The 20828-nt window shown below is 61.9% G+C and carries 16 protein-coding genes; 8 read left to right on the forward strand and 8 right to left on the reverse strand.

Annotation, left to right across the window (positions count from 1 at the left end; all coding sequences use genetic code 11):
- Positions 1 to 38: 38 nt before the first annotated feature.
- Entirely contained in the window at positions 39 to 338 is a 300-nt protein-coding gene (locus G3N95_RS20080) for a hypothetical protein (protein ID WP_205971814.1), read from the forward strand.
- 70 nt (positions 339 to 408) lie between these two features.
- On the opposite strand, the gene G3N95_RS20085 is transcribed toward G3N95_RS20080, so the two are convergent.
- From G3N95_RS20085 to G3N95_RS20115, 7 genes are all read right to left on the reverse strand, one after another.
- Complete coding sequence (locus tag G3N95_RS20085; RefSeq protein ID WP_205971815.1) at positions 409 to 1926, reverse strand: OprD family outer membrane porin; 1518 nt, start codon at positions 1924 to 1926, stop codon at positions 409 to 411.
- A gap of 154 nt (positions 1927 to 2080) precedes the next feature.
- Positions 2081 to 3079, reverse strand: coding sequence for an oligopeptide/dipeptide ABC transporter ATP-binding protein (locus G3N95_RS20090; RefSeq protein ID WP_205971819.1), 999 nt, complete (start codon positions 3077 to 3079; stop codon positions 2081 to 2083).
- A complete protein-coding gene (locus G3N95_RS20095; RefSeq protein ID WP_205971821.1) occupies positions 3076 to 4065 on the reverse strand; it encodes an ABC transporter ATP-binding protein in 990 nt (329 codons plus the stop codon). The genes G3N95_RS20090 and G3N95_RS20095 overlap by 4 nt, the downstream gene beginning before the upstream one ends.
- 1 nt (position 4066) lies before the next feature.
- Positions 4067 to 4990, reverse strand: coding sequence for an ABC transporter permease subunit (locus G3N95_RS20100; protein ID WP_205971822.1), 924 nt, complete (start codon positions 4988 to 4990; stop codon positions 4067 to 4069).
- Positions 4963 to 5901, reverse strand: coding sequence for an ABC transporter permease subunit (locus tag G3N95_RS20105; protein ID WP_205971823.1), 939 nt, complete (start codon positions 5899 to 5901; stop codon positions 4963 to 4965). Before G3N95_RS20105 ends, G3N95_RS20100 begins: the two co-directional genes overlap by 28 nt.
- Positions 5902 to 5919: 18 nt before the next feature.
- Positions 5920 to 7536, reverse strand: a complete 1617-nt coding sequence (locus tag G3N95_RS20110; protein WP_205971824.1) for a peptide ABC transporter substrate-binding protein — start codon at positions 7534 to 7536, stop codon at positions 5920 to 5922.
- 208 nt (positions 7537 to 7744) lie between these two features.
- On the reverse strand, positions 7745 to 8314 hold the full coding sequence (locus G3N95_RS20115; protein ID WP_205971825.1) for a cupin domain-containing protein: 570 nt from the start codon (positions 8312 to 8314) through the stop codon (positions 7745 to 7747).
- A gap of 745 nt (positions 8315 to 9059) precedes the next feature.
- Between G3N95_RS20115 and G3N95_RS20120 the strand changes: the two genes are divergently transcribed.
- The 7 genes from G3N95_RS20120 to G3N95_RS20150 all read left to right on the forward strand — a co-directional run bounded on the left by G3N95_RS20120 (position 9060) and on the right by G3N95_RS20150 (position 19185).
- On the forward strand, positions 9060 to 10571 hold the full coding sequence (locus G3N95_RS20120; RefSeq protein WP_205971827.1) for an oligopeptide:H+ symporter: 1512 nt from the start codon (positions 9060 to 9062) through the stop codon (positions 10569 to 10571).
- Positions 10572 to 11458: 887 nt separating this feature from the next.
- On the forward strand, positions 11459 to 12919 hold the full coding sequence (locus G3N95_RS20125; RefSeq protein ID WP_205971828.1) for a PLP-dependent aminotransferase family protein: 1461 nt from the start codon (positions 11459 to 11461) through the stop codon (positions 12917 to 12919).
- Positions 12920 to 13258: 339 nt separating this feature from the next.
- A complete protein-coding gene (locus tag G3N95_RS20130; protein WP_205971829.1) occupies positions 13259 to 13711 on the forward strand; it encodes an HU family DNA-binding protein in 453 nt (150 codons plus the stop codon).
- Between the two features lie 1141 nt (positions 13712 to 14852).
- Complete coding sequence (locus G3N95_RS20135; protein WP_205971830.1) at positions 14853 to 16262, forward strand: circularly permuted type 2 ATP-grasp protein; 1410 nt, start codon at positions 14853 to 14855, stop codon at positions 16260 to 16262.
- 118 nt (positions 16263 to 16380) lie between these two features.
- Entirely contained in the window at positions 16381 to 17331 is a 951-nt protein-coding gene (locus tag G3N95_RS20140) for an alpha-E domain-containing protein (RefSeq protein WP_205971831.1), read from the forward strand.
- Positions 17332 to 17344: 13 nt separating this feature from the next.
- Positions 17345 to 18151, forward strand: a complete 807-nt coding sequence (locus tag G3N95_RS20145; protein WP_205971832.1) for a transglutaminase family protein — start codon at positions 17345 to 17347, stop codon at positions 18149 to 18151.
- Between the two features lie 131 nt (positions 18152 to 18282).
- Positions 18283 to 19185: a peptidase gene (locus tag G3N95_RS20150; protein ID WP_205971833.1), complete on the forward strand. Its 903-nt coding sequence runs from the start codon at positions 18283 to 18285 to the stop codon at positions 19183 to 19185.
- Between the two features lie 172 nt (positions 19186 to 19357).
- On the opposite strand, the gene G3N95_RS20155 is transcribed toward G3N95_RS20150, so the two are convergent.
- Entirely contained in the window at positions 19358 to 20557 is a 1200-nt protein-coding gene (locus G3N95_RS20155; RefSeq protein WP_205971834.1) for a porin, read from the reverse strand.
- Between the last annotated feature and the right edge of the window lie 271 nt (positions 20558 to 20828).

A 20828-nucleotide genomic window follows, 5' to 3' on the forward strand; every position in this document is an offset into this window, starting at 1 on the left:
AAGTAGAATCGACGGCACGGACTCACACGAGGTGAACCATGCCCATGCCCCAAGGATCGGTGCCGGCGCTTTGCGCGGCATCCGCGACGATGTTCTCGCTCGGCATCATCTTTCTCGGCTACTGGGGCTTGCAGGAAGGCGGCGACTGGACGCTCGCCGACAAGTTCGTCGCGGGGTTCGCGATCATCGGCTTTGCGTTTCTCGGGCTCGTGCCGTGGATGGCGACGAGTCCCGTTGCCGTCGACGAGAACGATTCGAAGGTACGTTTCGCACGATGGATGTTTTTGGTCGGTGTGATTTCGGTGTGGCTGGCGATCGTGGTGTCGGTGATATTTTGAGCGTCGTCGAACAACGGACAGCGCCTGCGAACGTTCTTCCGTTGGCAGGCGCGGAATCCGCAAAGTCCGCTTAGAACACCTTCACCGGCACATTCACAACCAGACGGTACTCCATGTTGTCCGGGTCCGAGTAGTGCGACGTCGACTTGTGATACATCGCGATGAACGTGATCTTCGTATCCTTGAAGCGGCCGCTTTGCAGCGTATAGCTCGGAATAAAGCCGATTTCGTGGTGCGTGCCGTGCACATACTCGCCGTTTCGCGTGTACGGTCCGATTGCACCTGACGCCGCGCCCGCCGATGCATCCGCACCCCAGCCCGTCACGCCCCACAGCATCGCTTTGAAGCCGGGCAGACCTGCATATTTGCCGTCGAACGTATAACGCAGCTGGAACGACTTTTCGTGCGGTGCGTTGTAGTCGACGTCCATCGAGTTCACGAGATAGATACCGTTGGTCTCGTTCACATAATCGAAGAACTGGTCGCCGAGAATCTGCTGATAACCGAGCAGCACCTGATGCGGACCATGCTGTGCCGACAGTGACAGGCTATATGCATTGTTGTCGATATGACCTTGCAGCGCGGAACCCGTCTGGTGCGTCGAATAGATGTTCGCGAGGCCGGCCCACTTGACCGTGTTCACATCGCCGATCGAATGCGAGACCGCGGCGTAGAACTGATTCCACACGTTTTCAGCTTGATCGGCGTACAGCGTGACGGTGCCGTTGGGCGAGTAGTCCCAGTTGCCGCCGAAGTAGGACAGGCGCTTGATCGTCACGCCGCCGTAGGACGACGTCAGGTCGGTCAGGTACGTGTGGCCGCGCGCGTTGACTTTCGAAAAGCTGCCTGCCTCGAGCGTGACGTTGTGGATGTCGTTGCTCACGGCCGACACACCGAGGAAGGTCGGCGGCAGCGAACGGTTGTCGTGCGGTTCCATGAACGGGTTGTTATCGACCGTCTGCAAGCCGTATTTGACGACTGTTTCGGAGATGCGCGCCTTGATGTCGTACATGCCCGGATACGCCCATGCGAGCTGATCGGAGCCGCCGCCGCCTTTCTCGACGTGCACCATGTTGCCCGCGCCGTTGCCGCCGTCGAGCTTGAGCGCTGCGAACAGCGACGCATCGAAACCGAGGCCGACTAGCCCTTGCGTATAGCCCGATTCGAAGTTCGCCTGCATGCCCTGCACCCACGCGTGACGATGTGGGCCGCCTTCGTTATCGAACACGTCGGCGTAATTGCGGAACAGCAGGTTCAGATGGCTGTCGGCGACCAGACCTTTGCTTTTCGCCTGGCTCGACAACTGCTCGGGCGGTGTCACGGACTGATCGGCTTCGGCGTTCACGAGCGCGTTGTTGGTTTCCGGCTGCACTTCCGTGGTATTCGGCGTGTGTTTCAGCTTCGGCTTGGCCGGCGTTGCCGGTGTTGCCGGCGATGCAGGTGCTGCCTGTGCCACAGCCGCGCTGGCGGCTGTGGCGGGTGCCGCTGTGTCGTCCGCAAACGCGGCGGTTGCGATCGTCAGCGCGGGCAGGCTGACCGCCAGCAACGCGAGTTTCGATGCTCCTGATGTGGATCGTTGGGTTGTCATTGCTATTCCGTTCTTCTAGTTGATGAAACAGTGGCGCGGCGGTCGGCCGTGTCACGCTTTCTCGCCCGTTCCCGATGTCGCGCGAACGAACGCCTCCCTCGGCGCAGCGGCTAGCTGCGTCGCGGAAAATAGGGCGTGTGAAGCTAAATGGATGTCAGGTCATGACGGCACGTATGCAGGCGACCTGCGTGTGGCCGGGACCCGCCGCCGTTGCGGCGGGACGCTCGTTCGCACAGGCGTCGATTGCATCCGGGCAGCGCGTGCGAAATGCGCAGCCCGAAGGCGGCTTCAGCGGCGACGGAATCTCGCCGCGCAACAACACGTGTTCGCGCGCGCGCTCCGCGATGGGATCGGGCAGCGGTACGGCGGACAGCAGCGCCCGCGTGTACGGATGCTTCGGCTCGCGGTACACGTCGCGCTTGTCGCCGAACTCCATCACGCGGCCCAGGTACATCACGAGCACGCGCTGGCTGATCGCCTTCACGACGGCGAGATCGTGCGCGACGAACAGCAGCGACAGCGACAACTCGCGTTGCAGATCGCGCAGCAGATTGACGATCTGCGCCTGAATGGACACGTCGAGCGCCGACACGGGCTCGTCGCAGATCACGAGTTGCGGCTCGCCGATCAGCGCACGCGCGATGCCCACGCGCTGACACTGGCCGCCCGAAAACTCGTGCGGATAACGCCGCAAGTGATGATTCGACAGGCCGACGCGTTCGAGCATCGTGCGTACGCGCACACGCGTTTCTTCGCGGCCGAGTTGCGGCTGATGTGTCTTCAGCGGCTCCGCGACGATCTGCTCGATGGTCATGCGCGGATCGAGCGACGCGAGCGGGTCCTGGAAAATCATCTGCACGTCGCGGCGAATCTGCGTGGTGTCGCGCTTCGCAACGCTTGCGACCGTTTCTTTCCCTTTCCACTGCACGCTGCCCGACGTCACGGGCGCAAGGCCAATGATCGCGCGTGCGAGTGTCGACTTGCCGCAGCCGGACTCGCCGACGAGGCCGACGGTCTCGCCGCGGCGCACATCGAACGACACGCCGTCGACGGCGCGCAGCGTGGCCTTCTCCGACCACGGGTAGCCGCCCTGCGCGATGCGGAAGTGCACGCTGAGCTGGTCGACCTTGAGTAACGTTTCCTGAGCGCTCATAGCACCTCCGCGATGGCTTGCACGGGGCGATGGCACGCGCGCAGCGCATCCAGTTCGCCTTCGACGGGTTCGAGGGCCGGGCGCGTCGTGCGGCACGCGTCTTCCGCGAACGTGCAGCGCGGCGCAAACGCACAGCCTTGCGACGCGACACCCGGAAGTGGCGGATTGCCCGGAATGGTCTGCAGCGGCTGATCGTCTTCATCCGTAAGACGCGGCAGTGCATTCAGCAGGCCGATCGTGTACGGATGTGTCGGCGCGGCGAACAACTGCTGCGCCGGCGCCTGCTCGACGGTTTGCCCGGCGTACATCACCATCACGTCGTCGCACAGGCCGGCCACTACGCCCATGTCGTGGGTGATCAGGATGATCGCGGTGCCGCGCTCGCGGTTCAGCTCGCGCAACAGTTCGATGATCTGCGCCTGAACGGTGACGTCGAGCGCCGTCGTCGGCTCGTCGGCAATCAGGATTTCAGGCTCGGACAGCAGCGTCATCGCGATCATCACGCGCTGCCGCATGCCGCCCGAGAATTCATGCGGATACATGCCGATGCGGCGCGCGGCATCGGGAATGCGCACACGTTCGAGCGTTTCGATCGCGCGCTGCTTCGCCTCGCGGCGCGACAGCTTGCGATGCAGTTGCAGCGTCTCCGTCATTTGTCGCTCGATCGTGAGGAACGGATTGAGCGACGTCATCGGGTCTTGAAAGATCATGCCGATGCGATCGCCGCGAATGCGGTTGAGCGCAGCGTCGTTCATCGTCAGCAGGTTCGCGCCGTTGTAGAGCGCTTCCCCGCTCACTGCACCGTTCTTCGCGAGCAGGCCGAGCAGCGCCATCACGGTCTGGCTCTTGCCCGAGCCGGATTCGCCGACGATGCCGAGCGTCTTGCCTTTTTCCAGCGAGAACGACACGCGCTGCACGGCGTCGACGGGCGCGCCGTCGCGGCGCGAGAAGCGCACGCTGAGATTGTTGACTTCGAGTAGTGCCATGTCAGCGGTCCTTCGGATCGAGTGCGTCGCGCAGGCCGTCACCGACGAAGCTCACGCTGTAGAGCGTCGCGCACAGCATGAGGGCAGGGCACAGCAGCAGCCACGGCGTCGATTCGAGCTTCTGCGCACCGTCCTGGATCAGCACACCCCAACTCGTCATCGGTTCCTGCACGCCGAGGCCGAGGAAGGACAGCACCGATTCCGTCAGCACGATGCCAGGCACCGTGACCGTCGCGTACACGACCACCACGCCGATCAGATTCGGCACGATGTGACGCGAGATGATCGAGCGCGAGCCGACGCCGATCGCCTTCGCGGCATCGATGAATTCGCGCGAGCGCAGCGACAGCGTCTGGCCGCGCACGACGCGCGCCATGTCGAGCCATGAAAACGCGCTGATCGTCAGCACGACCAGATAGAACGCGCGGCCGAACAGGGTCATCATCAGGATCGCGATCAGCATGTAGGGGATCGCGTACATCATGTCGACGATGCGCATCATCACGGCATCGACGCGGCCGCCCAGGTAGCCGGCCGTCGCACCCCACGCGACGCCGATCACGCCCGACACGAGCGTGCCGAGCAGGCCGACTTCGAGCGACACGCGACCGCCCACCAGCGTGCGCACGAGCAGGTCGCGGCCGAGTTCGTCTGTGCCGAACCAGTGCATGTTGGCGAGCGTGGGCGCGAGGCTGATCGCGGACCAGTCGCTGTCGATCGCGTTGTTCGGCGACAGCAGCGGGCCGACGAAGCACGCGAGCACGATGAGGACCAGCAACAGCAGCGCGGCGAACGCGGCGCGATTGCGCGCGAAGCGGCGCGCGGCAGTCGCGAGCGGACTGCGCGAAGGCGGCGCGTCCGTGACGGACAGGTTGATAAGTGGCGTTCCCATCGTTCTCAATAGCGGATACGCGGATCGAGCCATGCATACGCAAGGTCGACGAGCAGGTTGAACAGGACGGCGACGGCCGTCGTCAGCACGACGAGGCCGAGCACGAGCGTGTAGTCGCGATTGATTGCACCGTTGACGACGAGCTGCCCGAGGCCGGGCAGCGCAAACACCGATTCGGTGACGACGGCGGCCGTGATCGACGAGATGCACACCGAGCCGAGCAGCGACACGACGGGCATCAGCGCGGGCTTCATCGCGTGGCGCAGGACGATCGTGCGCGCGGGCAGGCCCTTCGCCCGCGCGGTGCGGATGAAGTTGCCGGACAGCACTTCGATCATGCTGCCGCGCATCACGCGTGCGATCAGCGCGACGTTGATGATCGTCAGCAGCGCGATGGGCAGCACGCGATAGCGCCACTCGCCGTCGCCCCAACTGCCCGCGGGCAACCAGCCGTGGCCGTCCGAGGTCTTCAGCAGAATGGCGAACACCCACACGAGCAACGGACCGAGCACGAACGGCGGCACCACGTTGCCGATATTGCCGAGCACCATCACGGCATGATCGATCACGCTATCGCGGCGCACGGCCGCAATCGTGCCGAGCGTGACGCCGATCACCACGGCGATCGGCACCGAGACGCCGCCGACGCCGAGACTCACGGGCAACGCCTTGAGTACCAGGTCGGTGACGGACCAGTCGGTGTAGCGGAACGACAGGCCCAGATCGCCGTGCAGCAGTCCCCACAAATAATGCAGATACTGCTTCCACAGCGGTTCGTCGAGGTGATAGCGCGCGTTCAGATTCGCGAGCGTAGCCGCCGACAACTGCTTCTCCGTGTCGAACGGGCCGCCCGGCGTGAGATGCAGCAGCAGATAGCATGCGGTGATCACGGCGAGTATCGTCGGGATCGCCCACAGCGTGCGGCGCAACGTGTATGCAAGCATGGGTGCGTTTCCTGCCGATTAGTGCTTCAGCACGTACATGTCTTGCGACGAGCGCATGTCGAGATAGTTGGTCGACGCATAGCCACCGACGTACGGCTTCACGAGACGCGCCGCCGAGTACTGGAACAGCGGGATCATCGGATAGTCGTTCATCGCGAGTTCATGCGCCTGCGTCAGCAATGCGGTGCGCTGCTTGTCGTCAGCCTGCTGGTTCGCCTGGTCGATCAGTGCGTCGACCTTCGGGTTGCAGTAGTGCTGGTCGTTCTGCACGCTGCCGCAGCGGATCAGATCGAAGTACGACATCGCGTCGTTGTAGTCGACGAACCAGCCGTCGCGCGACGCCTGCACCTTGCCGTCATGACGCTGCTTGAGCAGCACCTTGTACTCGACGTTCTCGAGTTTCGCGTTGACGCCGAGCTTCGTGCGCCATTCGGATGTGACGAAGAGGGCAACCTTCTTGTGCAGATCGTTCGTGTTGTACGTGAAGGTGAACGTGAGCGGCTTCGCATCGGAATAGCCCGCTTCCTTCAGCAGAGTGCGCGCGGTATCGACGCGCTTCGCCATCGGCCACGATGCCCACTCGGGCTTGAAGACGGCCGCGCCTTCCGTGCCCTTCGAAATCAGTCCGTACATCGGTACTTCGCCGCTCGACGTCAGCTTCGACGTGAGCAGATCTCGATCGATCACCATCGACAGCGCTTCGCGCACGCGCTTGTCCTTGAAGACGGGCTCGTCGTTATTCAGGCTGTAATAGTACGTCGCGATCTGCAAGCCCTTTTGCAGCTGCTGGCCGAACTGCTTGTCGACCTGATTGAAGATGCCCGACGGAATCGTGTACGTGTAGTCGAACTGGCCTGCCTGATACATGCGCATCGCCGTTTCGTCGCTTTCGATGGGCAGATACGTGACCTTCGAAATGGCCACCTTCGGCGCGTTCCAGTAGTTGCTGCTCTTCGAGACGACGAGGCGGTTGTTCGGCTGCCAGTCGGTGAGCGCGAACGCGCCGTTGCCGACGAAGTTCGCGGGGCGCGTCCAGTCGCTGCCGAACTTCGTCACGACGGCTTTGTCGACGGGCGCCATCGTTGCCATCGCCGCGAGTTGCGGGAAGAACGCGGCGGGCACTTCCGTCTTCACTTCGAGCGTATACGGATCGACGGCGCGTGCGCCGAGGCTCGTGACGGGCGCCTTGCCCGCGATGATCGCCTTCGCGTTTTTCACGAACTCGACGAGGATCGTGTACTTCGAACCCGTCTTCGGATCGACGACGCGCTGCCATGCGTAGACGAAGTCGGCGGCGGTGACGGGCTGGCCGTTGCTCCACTTCGCGTCGTGACGCAGCTTGAAGACCCACGTGTCGGGTGCCGTGCGCGTCCACGATTGCGCGACGCCGGGCACGATCGCGCCCGATGCGTCGATGCGCGTCAGGCCTTCGAACAGGTCGAGGCCGATCGTGTTGCCCGTCCACGATTCGATATGCGCGGGATCGAGCGATTCGGTTTCGGCGGGCACCTGGCGGGTCAGTTCCTGGCTGGCGGCGAGCGTCGCGCCGGACGGAATCGTGACAGCCGATGCGTTTTGCTGAAGTGTAAGGACGAGCGCGGTCAGCGCCGCCGTATAGACGAACGTTTTATTCATGGTTGGATTCGCAGAAAAAGTCGGGTGAGAAACGCGAGCGGCACGGACGCCGCTAACGGTTATCCGCGTGATGTGGACCGGGGTGGTCCTTGTTCGGTGTAAAGCATGCAGGATTCCTTACAATTATTATTAAAGGCATCCTACAGCCGATTTTTCTGCGCCCCCTGCGATGCGGAAGCGCTTCCAACCAGGATTGAATGCCTGCCTTCTAAAACAGCCTTGGCGTACCCACCCAGACGACGACCGATTCCTTGCGGGCCGTATTGGCCCAGCTGTGCGGCACCGTCGATTCGTAATGCGCGCTATCTCCTGCACGCAGCACGAAGGTCTTGCCTTCCAGCGTCAACGACACTTGCCCTTCGAGGACGTAGATGAACTCTTCACCAGCATGTGTCGTGACTTCGGAACGCTTTTGCCCGGATGGCATCCTCACTAGGATGGCTTCCAACTGACGGCCCCCCGACAGATTGGTCATCCGGGCGAACAGATTCGCCGAGTCTGCAAATCCAAAAAACTTCAGTTCGTTTGCTCGACACACCGAGCGCTCTTCGCTTGGCGTATCCACGAAGTACTGCACTTTGACGCCCAACGCATTCGCAATTCCCGCCAGCGACGTGATGGATGGCGACGCAAGACCGCGCTCTACCTGCGACAGAAACGGCTTCGAAATACCTGCTGCCGTTGCTGTTTCATCGAGCGTGCGCTTCAGTCTTTGCCTCAGCGCGCGGATCTTGCTCCCCAGTGCAAGTGCCGTGTCCTTCTCAAGTGTCGTGACCATAACAAAACCAAATTAGTCCGTCAAAATTAGTTTGATATAAGCGAATCTTGTTTGATGATGTGTCGCTCGTCCCCGTGCGAGCCTTGCGTGGATTGACAACTCTCCGATGCTGTTCACCCTGTTTCGATCTTTTCGAGAAAACACTCTATGTTGCCAGATCACGAAGGGAGGTCATTAGATTTGCATTGGATGCTCGGGAATGCACTAGGACGTAACGGGAGTTGAGGGATGCATGTCAGTGAATTCCCGAAGCGACAAGCGGCGATTCGATCCGCACAATCGCACCTCACGCGGGTGGGCCCAGCCGGGTCGATCTGCCGGCACTACCGTTTGCAGCGATCCTGCGACGGTCTTTTGATCGGTACGTCCCGACCGGACTGCCACCGACGCATGAAGGTGAACAGCATGTCGAATTCTTTCGCAGTCTTTCCTCACGTATTCCGCATATCGAGCACGCGTATTCCGATGCAGCCGCAAACGCGGGCCGCACGCGCGATGCTTTATCATTGAGCCTTCGTCACGCGGTTTTCGCGTCGACGGCTTCCCGCTGAAGTCCTGGTTGTTCCGTTTTCGACGCGGACCGTGCTGTCCGTCGTTCGTATCGCACTGAACCGTCGCCTCATGCCGCATTGCGCGGCGGGCACGGCAAGTCACCGACGATCTCCAGTTTTTCCAGCTTCGCCTCGTGGCATAGCGTCGGCTTGACGCGTGCGCGCGGCGGCTTTTGCATGAATACGAGGAACACATGAAATCACCCGTATCCCAGACCCGGTCGTTTTCGACCGTCTTTCTCATCGAGATGTGGGAGCGCTTTGGCTATTACGGCATGGCGGCACTGCTCGTGCTGTTCATGATCGACAAGCTCGGCTTCGACGACGGCCGAGCCAACCTGACGTGGGGCGCGTTCGCGGCGCTTGTCTATGCATCGCCGTCGATCGGCGGCTGGATCGGCGACAAGGTGCTCGGCGCGCGCCGCTCGATGGTTTTTGGCGCGCTGGTGCTCGCGGCCGGCTATCTGATGCTCGCGATGCCGAACGACAGCCTCGAGTTCATGTATGCGTCGCTGGGCGTGATCGTGGTCGGCAACGGGCTGTTCAAGTCGAATGCGGCGAATCTCGTGCGGCGCATTTACGAAGGCGACGATGCGCGTATCGACAGCGCGTTCACTATCTATTACATGGCCGTCAATATCGGCTCGACGGTGTCGATGCTTGCGACGCCGTGGATCAAGGATCACTGGGGCTGGCACACGGCGTTTGCGGTCTGCTGCGGCGGTATGTTGATCGGCGTGGTCAATTACTTCCTGATGCTGCGCACGCTGACGCACGTCGGTTCGGCGCCGGATGCGGAACCGGTGCGCTGGAAGCGCGTGCTGGCCGTCGCGCTCGGCGGGATTGCGCTCGGCACGGCGACGATGTTCGTGCTGCAGCACAAGTCGATTGCTGTCGCGTGCGTGTACACGGCGGGCGTCGCGATTCTCGCGATCTTCGCGTACATGTTGGTCAAGTGCGAGCGTTCCGAGCGTTCGGGCCTGCTCGCTGCGCTGATTCTTACGTTGCAGGTGATTCTGTTCTTCGTGTTCTATCAGCAGATGTCGACTTCGCTGACGCTGTTTGCGCTGCGCAACGTCGACCCGACGTTCTCGCTGTTCGGCACGCATCTGTTCACATGGAGCGCCGCGCAGTTCCAGGCGCTGAATCCGATCTGGATCATGCTGTTGAGCCCGTTGCTCGCGATGCTGTATACGAAGCTTGCGAAGGACGGCAAGGACGTGCCTGTCGCGGCGAAATATGCATTCGGCTTTGCGGTGGTGGCGGCGGGCTTTTTCGTCTATGCGTGGAGCGGCAGCTTTGCGGTGAACGGCCGGGTGTCGTCGTGGTGGATGGTCGGCGGTTATGGTTTGTATTCGCTGGGCGAACTGCTGGTGAGCGGCCTCGGTCTCGCGATGATTGCGCGCTACGTGCCTGCGCGTATGAGTGGTTTTATGATGGGCGCTTACTTTGTCGCGACGGGTGTGTCGCAGTATCTGGGCAGCGTTATTGCCAATCTGGCGAAGATGCCTGCTGGGGATCTTGATCCTTTGACCTCTTTGCCGCTGTATACGAAGCTCTTTGGCGAGCTTGGATGGCTGGCTGCTGCCGGCGCTGTGGTGGCTATTTTGCTGCTGCCGCTGATGGGGAGGTTGTCGCGGGTGCATCAGCAACACGCCTTGCAGGCGGGGCGTTCTGGTTCTGGTGCTGCTGCTGCCGCGCAGTAACGGTTTGTTTTGCCCCGTTCGGGGCGGTTTTGTGATGTTCTTGAAGGCGTGCCTCTATGGTGCGCCTTTTTTTTCGCCATCGGCGGTGCGGTTTGCTTTGGGTTCTTCGCTGGCATCCGCGGTTTGCCTTCGTAGTTCATGCGTTGCCCCTGTGCGGGGCGGCACTTACTTTCTTTGCCGCCGCAAAGAAAGTAAGCAAAGAAAGCGGGCTCACCCCGCCAGTGCTAGTTGTTGCCTGCGGGCCCCCAACAGTTCTTACGCTTCATGCGGCAACGCGCTTGTTTGCGTCCGTTGCCAGCGTGCTAACTCATGCATCACCCGCTTCACACTCCCGCGTCATTGATCGCGTTACCAAAAGTCGACCGCCGCCCAGGTGGCAAACTGTGTGTAGGCCGTCGCGATGGAAGTGCACCACTCCGGACGGAAAAGCGGGATCGGTGTCGTAGGATCGCCAACGCATACCGCGCGACAAGCTACACACCGTTTGCCACCTGGGCGGCGCAGACGATTCGCTGCCGCTGGCTGCACTACGGATGATTGGAGTGGGTGATGCGTGCAGTTAGCACGCTGGCAACGGACGCAAACAAGCGCGATGCCGCGTGAAGTGTAGGAACTGATGGGGGCCCGCAGGCAATCACCAGCACTGGCGGGGTTAGCCCGCTTTCTTTGCTTACTTTCTTTGCGGCGGCAAAGAAAGTAAGTGCCGCCCCGCACAGGGGCAACGCTAGAAGTACGAAGGCAAATCGCGGATGCCAGCGAAGGAGTCGAAGCCGCGGATGCCAGCAAACAACGAGGCCCAGCATCCAAAACCGCACCCACGGCGTTAAGCTACGGAGTCCCCCACGGCGTAGCCAAAAACCAAAACCAAAACCACAACATCGAACCAAATGGAAATCCACATCGCCGTAGAAGGCCGCCACGACCTGGCGGGACAAATCTACAGGCAACTGCGCGCAGGCATCATCGAAGGCCGGTTGGCAGGCGGCACTCAACTGCCTTCCACCCGTGACCTCGCGACGCAACTCGGGGTGTCCCGCAAAACGACCCTCGATGTCTTCGAGCGCCTGCTCGCCGAGGGTTTCCTGCACGCGCGCGCAGGTTCGGGCACCTTCGTCGCGGAAGGACTGCAACGTCTGCCCGCCGAGCGTCCGGCGCACGTACACTCGGCCCACGGCATATCAAATTCAATCGCGCGGGCACAGCCAATCTGGCAGACAGTCCCCGACGTCCTCGGGCCTCAACCGACTCCCGGCACACCGTTCGACTTCATCGGCGGCATCACCGACAAAACGCATTTCCCGTTCGACGCCTGGCGCCGCTGCGTCAATCACGCACTTCGCGTTCAGTCGCGCGGCCGCGGTACATATCGCGATGCCGCCGGCGAACAGGAACTTCGACTCGCGATCTCGCGTTATCTCGCGTTCAATCGCGCCGTCGCGAGCAACTGGGAGGATGTCATCGTCACGCAGGGCGCCCAGCATGCGCTCGATCTGATCGCACGCGTCACGCTGCGTCCCGGCGATATCGCCGTCGTCGAGGATCCGGGTTATCCGCCCGCGCGCGCGTGTCTGACGGCCGTGGGCGCGAAGGTCGCCGCCGTGCCCGTCGATGGCGAAGGTTTGATCGTGAGCAAGCTGCCGAAGCATGCGCGGCTCGTCTACGTGACACCTTCACATCAGTTTCCGCTCGGCATGCCGATGAGTCTCGCGCGGCGCGTCGAGTTGCTCGAATGGGCACAACAGCGCGACGCCGTCATCATCGAAGACGACTACGACTGCGAATACCGCTTCGAAGGACGGCCGATGGAACCGCTCAAAAGCCTGGACCGCGCGGGCCTCGTCGCCTACGTGGGAACGTTTTCGAAGACCATCTTTCCGGAACTTCGCGTTGGCTATATGGTGCCGCCCGCGTCGCTGTTCGACACGCTGCGCAAGGCAAGAAAGATCGGCGACTGGCACGGCTGCTCGCTGACGCAGACGGCGCTCTCCCGCTTCATGCTGAACGGCGACTTTGCCAAGCACCTGAAGCGGATGCATAAGCTTTACGCCGCGCGCCGCGCATGTCTGCTCAAGCATTTGCAAGGCGATCTCGCCCACTGGTTCGAGCCGATCGTGCCGACCGCGGGCATTCATATGGCCGCGCGCCTCAGAGCGCCCCTCACGGAAGCGGATGTGATCGAAGCGGCGCGCGCCGAATCGATTGCGTTGCACGGGCTCGCGCCTTTCCATGTGCGCGCAAAGCCGCAGCCCGGGCTCGTGTTCGGCTATGGCGGCATCGAGGCCGAGCAGATCGATGCTGCGCTGACGAAGCTCGCGAAGCTGCTGCCGCGTGTCGAATCAAGGACTTGAGTGCGTCTTCGTAGGCCTTTACATGCCGTTATGTAGGGCTTTCCCGACGCTTGCGCAGCTGATGTCGTGGTCGATATCGATGTTCGCATCGGGGTTTGCGCGGCTCGATCGGTTCGACGATTCACGCTGGACAGGTACGCCGAAATCACTTGAGGATCGCGTTTACCCCTTAAAAACAGGCTCGAAATGCGCGAGGGAGTCGGCGCCGCGCAACAAACCGTAACCGTTATACACAAAAGATTCGCGCAGAACGCGAAAGCGCTTGTAGAATCCGGCGTTGAAGCGTGTGCATATCGCGTTCGCTTCTCGCAATCACTGACCCTTAGAGGTAGGAGAAATATGGCGACTTCCGCAAAAAAGGTAGCCAAGAAGGCTGCTACGGTACCGACCAAGAAGGTTGCTGCAAAGAAAGCTGCTGCTCCCGCAAAGAAAGTCACGGCTAAGAAGGTCGCCGTGAAGGCGTCCGGCGTTCCCTCGCCGATCAAGGACACCTTCACGAAGGCCTCGCTGGCTGCACACGTTGCGGAGCGTGCTGGCGTCGAGCCGAAGTCGGCGAAGGCAGTTCTGGCTGCACTCGAAGACACGATCCTCGGTTCGGTCCACAAGAAGGGCGCAGGCGAGTTCACGCTGTCGGGTCTTCTGAAGATCGTCGTTCAAGCTGTTCCGGCGAAGAAGAAGCGCTTCGGCAAGGACCCGTTCACGGGCCAGGAGCGTTGGTTCCCGGCGAAGCCGGCAAGCGTGCGGATCAAGGCACGCGCGCTGAAGAAGCTGAAGGACGCAGCAGCAGCTTAAGCGCCTGATGGCGGCGCGAGCCGTCTTGTCTTAAGGTGATTTTTCGCGATCCCCGCATGCGGAAGTGTGCGGGGATTGTTTTTTTTTGCCTTCTCGGCGCGGGCTACGCCGTTTGATTTTCGCTCTGCGGTATCTTGGCATCCGGGTTATGCCTTCGGTAGAGATGTCTGCGCTGGCATCCGCGATTTGCTTCTGGTTTGCTAGTGTTGCCCCTGTGCGGGGCGGCACCTACTTTTCTTTGCCGCGGCAAAGAAAAGTAGGCAAAAGAAAGCCGCTCACACCGCCAGCCCGTGTGATTGCCCAGGAGCCCCAACGTCCCCGTCCTTCACACGGCAACACATCGTTTTGCACCCGTTGCCAGCGTCCTGAACAAGCGCATCACCCACTTCCATCACCCGCAGCCCAGCCAGCGACAGCGAATCGTCTGCGCCGCCCAGGTGGCAAACTGTGTGTAGCTTGTCGCACCGTACGCGCTTGCGATCCTACGACACCGATCCCGCTTTTCAGTCCGGAGTGGTGCACTTCGATCGCGATGGCCTACACACAGTTTGCCACCTGGGCGGCGGTGGGCTTCTGGTAACGCAGTCGGCGACGCGGGAATCTGAAGTGGGTGATGCGTCCATTTAGCACGCTGGCAACGAGCGCAAACGGGCGCGTTGCCGCATGAAGCGTAAGAACTGTTGGGGGCCCGCAGGCAAGAACGAGGGCTGGCGGTGTGAGCCCGCTTTCTTTGCTTACTTTCTTTGCGGCGGCAAAGAAAGTAAGTGCCGCCCCGCACAGGGGCAACGCCTGAACACCGACATGAAATCGCGGATGCCAGCGAAAGCGAAAGCAAAAGCGAAAGCAAAGGGGCGAAAGCAAAGGCAAAAAACCGAACCCAAAAAAAGCCAAACCGACAAAGCCCGCCCCGCAGGGGCCCCCATGCACCGTGTGAGCAACACCACGCACTGCAGTGGCGCACGCCACGCCAGCAAGCTACGATGAGATCGGCGGCGAAACGCCATCTCAGTGCGCGCAGCAGCACAAATCCCGCGCGCAGCGCAGAAAGACAAAAAATGGCATAACGCTTGCTTGAACGTGATCGAAAAACCGAATGCGCAGCGCATTCGCCTTCTATCCGACAAAAAGAGTGGGGCGTGACATGCGATGCTATGACGAGATGCGTCATTCCGATGACGCCGTGCGGCCGCACTATCAGCGGTTCGAACGCTGGCTCGTGCAGCAGGGCACGGAAGCAATCGCGAGAAAGCGGGCCGAAGCCGATCTTCTGTTTCGCCGCGTCGGCATCACGTTCGCCGTCAACGGCGATCTGTCCGGCACGGAGCGGCTCATCCCGTTCGACCTGATTCCGCGCATCATCCCGCGCGGCGAATGGCAGACACTCGAAGCCGGCCTCCGGCAGCGCGTCCAGGCGCTCAACCTGTTCATCCACGACGTCTATCACGAGCGCAACATCGTGCGCGCCGGTATCGTGCCCGCCGATCAGGTCTATACCAATGCGCAGTACCGCCCCGAAATGCAGGGCGTCGACGTGCCGCTCGGGGTCTATGCGCATATCGCCGGCGTCGACGTCGTGCGCGCGGGCGAAAACGGCGAGTTCTACGTGCTCGAAGACAATCTGCGCGTGCCGTCCGGCGTCTCGTACATGCTCGAAAACCGCAAGATGATGATGCGGCTCTTCCCCGAGCTGTTCGTGCAGAACCGTATCGCGCCCGTCGCGCATTACCCCGATCTGCTGCTCGACACACTGCGCTCGGTGGCGCCCGAAGGCGTCGACGATCCCGTCGTCGTCGTGCTCACGCCGGGCATGTACAACTCCGCTTACTTCGAACACACCTTCCTCGCGCAGCAGATGGGCGTGGAGCTGGTCGAAGGCAAGGATCTGTTCGTCGACGACAACTACGTGTTCATGCGCACCACGCAAGGGCCGCGTCGCGTCGACGTGATCTATCGCCGCGTCGATGACGACTTTCTCGATCCGCTCGCGTTTCGCCCCGATTCGGCGCTCGGCGTGCCGGGTCTTCTGACCGCGTATCGCGCGGGGCGCGTCGCGCTCGCGAACGCGATGGGCACGGGTATCGCCGACGACAAATCGATCTATCCATATGTACCCGACATGATCGAGTTCTATCTGGGCGAGAAGCCGATCCTGAACAACGTGCCGACCTATCAGTGCCGCAAGCCCGACGACCTCGCGTACACGCTCGCGCATCTGCCCGAACTCGTCGTCAAGGAAGTGCACGGAGCGGGAGGCTACGGGATGCTCGTAGGACCCGCGTCGACGTCGGCGGAAATCGAGGCGTTCCGTCAGCGGCTGATCGAAAAGCCGGCCGGCTATATCGCGCAGCCGACGCTTGCGCTGTCCGCATGCCCGACCTTCGTCGAAGCGGGCATTGCGCCGCGTCACATCGATCTGCGTCCGTTCGTGCTGTCGGGCAAGACCGTGACGATGTGCGCAGGCGGCCTCACGCGCGTCGCATTGCAGGAGGGCTCGCTCGTCGTGAACTCGTCGCAGGGCGGCGGCACGAAAGACACCTGGATGGTCGACTGACAACGTTTCGACCTTTGTTTCAAGACCTGGGCATCGCACGATGCCCAGGCACCAAACGGGCAACCCGGCGCTCGCGGTCATGCACCGCAGAAGCGCCCAATCAACACGGAAAGCCGACATGCTGAGCCGCACCGCCGATCATCTGTTCTGGATGGCCCGTTACATGGAGCGTGCCGAGAATACCGCACGCATGCTCGACATCAACCTGAAGGCGCAGTTGCTGCCGCAGACGCCCGAACAGGAGGAGCGCGCGCAGCGTTCGGTGCTGCGCATCTCCGAACTCGAACACGCGTTCGCGCAGCGTTTCGACGAATCCACGCGCGAAAACGTGCTCGATTTCATGATCGCCGACCCGGCGAATCCGTCGAGTATTCATTCGTGCCTGCAGGCAGCGCGCGAAAACGCGCGTGCGGTGCGCGGCACGCTGACGACGGAATGGTGGGAAACGATCAACGATACGTGGCTCGAATTCAACGAGCGCACGGCGCATGGCCAGGTGGCGAGTAATCCCGCCGCGCTGTTCGAATGGGTGAAGTTCCGCTCGCATCTGTCGCGCGGCGTGACGATCGGCACCGCGCTGCAGGACGATGCGTTCTTCTTCACGCAGCTCGGCACCTTCCTCGAACGCGCGGACAACACGGCACGCATTCTCGACGTGCGTTTCGCCGACGCCGAGCCGAATTCGCGTGAGGCCGCGCGTCAGCTCGAAGACTTCTATTACTGGACGTCGATTCTCAGTTCGGTGTCGGCGCTGGAAATCTACCGCAAGGTGTATCGCGATGTCGTGACGCCCGCGCGCGTGGTCGAGCTGATGATCCTGAACTCGCAGATGCCGCGTTCACTGCTGGCGTCGCTAGACAGTGTCTGCGAAAACCTCGCGATGCTGCGCACGCAAGGCTCGAATCAATGCGAGCGCTTTGCGGGCAAGCTGCGCGCCGAACTGCTTTACTCGGATATCCGGCAGATTTTCGAAGCCGGTCTGCATGCGTGGCTCACGCAATTCCTCGCCCGTGTGTTCGAACTCGGCAACATGGTCGCGCGTACCTATCTGATGCTGCCTGTTGCCTGACGGAGTGCCTTCCATGTTTCTGACGATCCGCCACGACACGTTCTACCGCTACGAAGCGACGGTCCATTATTCGATCCAGCAGTTGCGCCTCACGCCGTCGAGCGGTGCTTCCCAGGTCGTGCGGCGCTGGACGCTCGATGCGCCCGGCAAGCTCGACTCGACCTTCGATGCCTATGGCAACGTGCTGCATACGCTGGTGCTCAACAAGCCGCACGATGAAATCCGCGTGCACGTGTCGGGGGAAATCGACACCTTTGCGCTGATCGACGGCCGCCTCGGCGACGACGCGGGCGCGATTCCGCTCGAACACTACACCTGCGCGACGCGGCTGACGGACTGCGATCCCGCGATTCGCGAACTGGCGGCGTCGGTGCCGTCGCTCGACAAACCGGCTGCGCTGATCGCGCTGGCAGAGAAGATCGTCGATCGCGTGCAGTTCGAAACGGGCGCGACGGCTGTGTCGAGCACGGCTTCGCACGCGCTCGCGCTCGGCAAGGGCGTCTGCCAGGATCACGCGCATCTGATGCTCGCGTGCTGCCGCGCACGCGGCATTCCGGCGCGCTACGTGAGCGGCTATATCGAACCTGGCGACGTCGAGCATGCGGCGAGTCACGCGTGGGTCGACGTGTGGCTGGCGGGCATCGGCTGGGTGTCCGTCGACGTCACGCATGCGGCGTTCGCGAGCGAGATGTACTGCCGGCTCGCAGCGGCGCGCGATTACGAAGCGGCGTCACCCGTGCGCGGACGGCGCATCGGCGGCCTCGAGGAGACGCTCGATGTGTCCGTGTCGGTGAAGGCGCAGGAGCAGGTGCCGCAGTAGCGAGCGCGCGACGTTCGGCTGTGGCGCGCGAGGCGGGCGCATTACAATGGCAACGTCCCGCGGCACGCCGCGGCCCTGCCTTTTTCCGGCTTGTCCGTCCGTTCGCTCGCGGCAGCCGTCTGGATTCTGTCATGACTTACTGTGTGGCGATGTGCGTCGACGAAGGGCTCGTGTTCCTGTCGGATACGCGGACCAATGCCGGCGTCGATCACATCAGCACGGCGCGCAAGATGTCGGTGTTCGAAGAGCCCGGCGAGCGCATGCTGGTGCTGCTCGGTGCGGGCAACCTGTCGCTCACGCAGGCCGTGCTGCACGAGTTGTCCGAGCCCACCGTGCCGTCGAGGCCCACGCTCTGGACCGTGCCGACCATGGCCGATGCAGCGCGCGTTGTTGGTCAGGCAGTGCGCGACGTGCACCAGCGCGAGGCGAACGCGCTGCAGGAATTCGGCGTCGACTTCAATTGCAGCTTCATCCTCGGCGGTCAGATCGGCGAAGGCGGCGAAGGCGTCGCACAGCCACGTGCGCGTCTGTTCATGATCTACGCGGCAGGCAACTACATCGAATCGTCGCGTGTGAATCCGTACTTTCAGATCGGCGAGTCCAAGTACGGCAAGCCGATCATCGACCGCGTGCTGGTGCCGTCCACGCCGCTCGACGAGGCCGCCAAATGCGCGCTGATCTCGATGGACTCGACGTTGCGCTCGAATCTCTCGGTCGGGCTGCCGCTCGATCTGCTCGTCTATGAAAAGGACACGCTGAAGGTGACGCGCTTCGTGTCGATCGATCAGGACAACGCGTACTACCAGATGATCCATCGCACGTGGGGCGAGCGGCTGCGCCAGGTGTTCAGCGAGATTCCCGAGCCGGACTGGCGGAACACGGGCGACGTGCCGCAGAACGGGCATGTCGGCGAGATGGTGCTGTACCGGCCGCCGGGCGCGCTGCACATGGATGCCGACCGCGGCACGCCGGGCGTCGATGTGCGCGCGGCTCAGACTCTCGCACAGGCGGATAAGCCCAAAACGCGCGGCTGACGCGCGTTGCGCGGCGCCGCGACGAAGAGCGGTGCCCGTGTGCCGGATGCGTTCTCGCCAGACGTCCGCATTCTTTCCATCGCACCAATGAAAAAAGCCAGCCTTCGGCTTGCGCCTCTGGCTGGCTTCAGGGTACGGCTCGACGTCTCGAGCCGTAGGTCATGTTGTTCTATTAGAACTTGTGACGGATACCCAGGCTGACGATTTCCTGGCTGCTCGAACCGGCCTGGTAGCCGTACGAACCAACCGATGCGCCTGCGTCGACCACTGCACCGCTCGCTGCATCGCGCTGATGGCCGCTTGCGTGCTGGTATGCGCCGACCAGGTACAGGTCGGTGCGCTTCGACAGCGAGTAGTCGCCGCCCAGCGAAACCTGGTGGTAGTTCGCCGACGTGTCGCCTGCGCCGTGCGTGTAGATGTAGCCCAGGCCAACCAGCATTGCCGGCGTGACCTGATAGCCAGCGTACGCGCCAGCAACGTGATACTTCTCTTGCTCTGCGAAGCCCGAGAATGCGTCCGGCTTGTATTGCGCGAAGCTGTAGCGGACGTTGAACGTGAACGGACCCGTCACGAACTGCGCAGCTGCCGACGTGATGTCGATCTGCTTCGCCGATTGGTACGCGCCGTTGATGTTCGAACCGTCGAACGTACCGTCAGACGTCACGCCCGTGTTCCACGTGCCACCTGCGTTCGTCGGGGTCACGCCGCGGCTTGCCAGCGTGTTGGCGTTTTCCATGCGGAAGTAGCCAGCTGCGACGCTGAACGGACCGCCTGCCCACGTTGCTGCGCCTGCCCACGACTGGCCTGCGCCCGTTGCGCCTGCAACGCCGCCCAGTGCGTACATGCCTTCGAACTGGAAGCCGCTCCACACCGGCGAAACGTACTTGATTGCGTTGTTCGTACGCGAGCTGTTGTCGTTGTTGTCAACGTCGCCCGGCGTCGTGAACGTGCTGCCGAAGTAGTTGTCACCCGTCAGCGGCTGAACCAGGTCGACCAGCGGGTCGTACTGACGACCCATCGTGAACGTACCGTAGGCGTCATGCGTCAAGCCGACGTATGCCTGGCGGCCGAACAGCTTCGTGCCCGTGCCATACGAACCCATCTTGCCGTTGTTCGGGTTGAAGCCGCTTTCCAGTTGGAAGATTGCCTTCAGGCCACCGCCCAGGTCTTCCGTACCCTTCATGCCCCAGCGGCTGCCTTGCAGGTTGCCCGCTGCGAGTTGCCACAGGCTATCGTTAGCCGCATTGGCGTTGTGAACGTACTGGATCGAGTCATCGATCAAGCCATAGAGCGTCACGCTGCTTTGTGCATGTGCTGCGCCTGCAGCGCCGAGCAGTGCCAGCGAGAGCGTCGACAGTGCGATTCGTTTCATCCATTTCTCCACGCAGATGATTGGTTTTCGTTGTTGCGAACCGGAGAATAGCGCAGTGTCTCAAGGTGTAAGAACTGAAAAAAATTAAGGTGTATCGAAAATGTGACAGACCGGTAGAAGCCTTGTATTGCAAGCTTGTCAACGATTGTTTCTGTTTCAGCAATATTGAATCTTTGACTATGCATTATTGTTCTTTTTATGACAGTGATCCGTATGATCGGTATGACTTACACGCACAGTCGAAAGGAATTTGCAAGTAAGTTGTCTAGTC

Origin of the sequence: Paraburkholderia sp. Tr-20389 (genome assembly GCF_017104565.1) — a bacterium.
In the GTDB taxonomy this organism is placed as follows: Bacteria; Pseudomonadota; Gammaproteobacteria; order Burkholderiales; family Burkholderiaceae; genus Paraburkholderia.

What these genes read in the sequence shown, in the direction of transcription:
- G3N95_RS20095 (WP_205971821.1), bottom strand. Translation starts at nt 4,065, where the DNA reads ATGGCACTACTCGAAGTCAACAATCTCAGCGTGCGCTTCTCGCGCCGC.
- G3N95_RS20130 (WP_205971829.1), top strand. Translation starts at nt 13,259, where the DNA reads ATGGCGACTTCCGCAAAAAAGGTAGCCAAGAAGGCTGCTACGGTACCG.
- G3N95_RS20135 (WP_205971830.1), top strand. Translation starts at nt 14,853, where the DNA reads ATGCGATGCTATGACGAGATGCGTCATTCCGATGACGCCGTGCGGCCG.
- G3N95_RS20110 (WP_205971824.1), bottom strand. Translation starts at nt 7,536, where the DNA reads ATGAATAAAACGTTCGTCTATACGGCGGCGCTGACCGCGCTCGTCCTT.
- G3N95_RS20115 (WP_205971825.1), bottom strand. Translation starts at nt 8,314, where the DNA reads ATGGTCACGACACTTGAGAAGGACACGGCACTTGCACTGGGGAGCAAG.
- G3N95_RS20090 (WP_205971819.1), bottom strand. Translation starts at nt 3,079, where the DNA reads ATGAGCGCTCAGGAAACGTTACTCAAGGTCGACCAGCTCAGCGTGCAC.
- G3N95_RS20105 (WP_205971823.1), bottom strand. Translation starts at nt 5,901, where the DNA reads ATGCTTGCATACACGTTGCGCCGCACGCTGTGGGCGATCCCGACGATA.
- G3N95_RS20125 (WP_205971828.1), top strand. Translation starts at nt 11,459, where the DNA reads ATGGAAATCCACATCGCCGTAGAAGGCCGCCACGACCTGGCGGGACAA.
- G3N95_RS20120 (WP_205971827.1), top strand. Translation starts at nt 9,060, where the DNA reads ATGAAATCACCCGTATCCCAGACCCGGTCGTTTTCGACCGTCTTTCTC.
- G3N95_RS20140 (WP_205971831.1), top strand. Translation starts at nt 16,381, where the DNA reads ATGCTGAGCCGCACCGCCGATCATCTGTTCTGGATGGCCCGTTACATG.
- G3N95_RS20155 (WP_205971834.1), bottom strand. Translation starts at nt 20,557, where the DNA reads ATGAAACGAATCGCACTGTCGACGCTCTCGCTGGCACTGCTCGGCGCT.
- G3N95_RS20100 (WP_205971822.1), bottom strand. Translation starts at nt 4,990, where the DNA reads ATGGCTCGATCCGCGTATCCGCTATTGAGAACGATGGGAACGCCACTT.
- G3N95_RS20080 (WP_205971814.1), top strand. Translation starts at nt 39, where the DNA reads ATGCCCATGCCCCAAGGATCGGTGCCGGCGCTTTGCGCGGCATCCGCG.
- G3N95_RS20145 (WP_205971832.1), top strand. Translation starts at nt 17,345, where the DNA reads ATGTTTCTGACGATCCGCCACGACACGTTCTACCGCTACGAAGCGACG.
- G3N95_RS20085 (WP_205971815.1), bottom strand. Translation starts at nt 1,926, where the DNA reads ATGACAACCCAACGATCCACATCAGGAGCATCGAAACTCGCGTTGCTG.
- G3N95_RS20150 (WP_205971833.1), top strand. Translation starts at nt 18,283, where the DNA reads ATGACTTACTGTGTGGCGATGTGCGTCGACGAAGGGCTCGTGTTCCTG.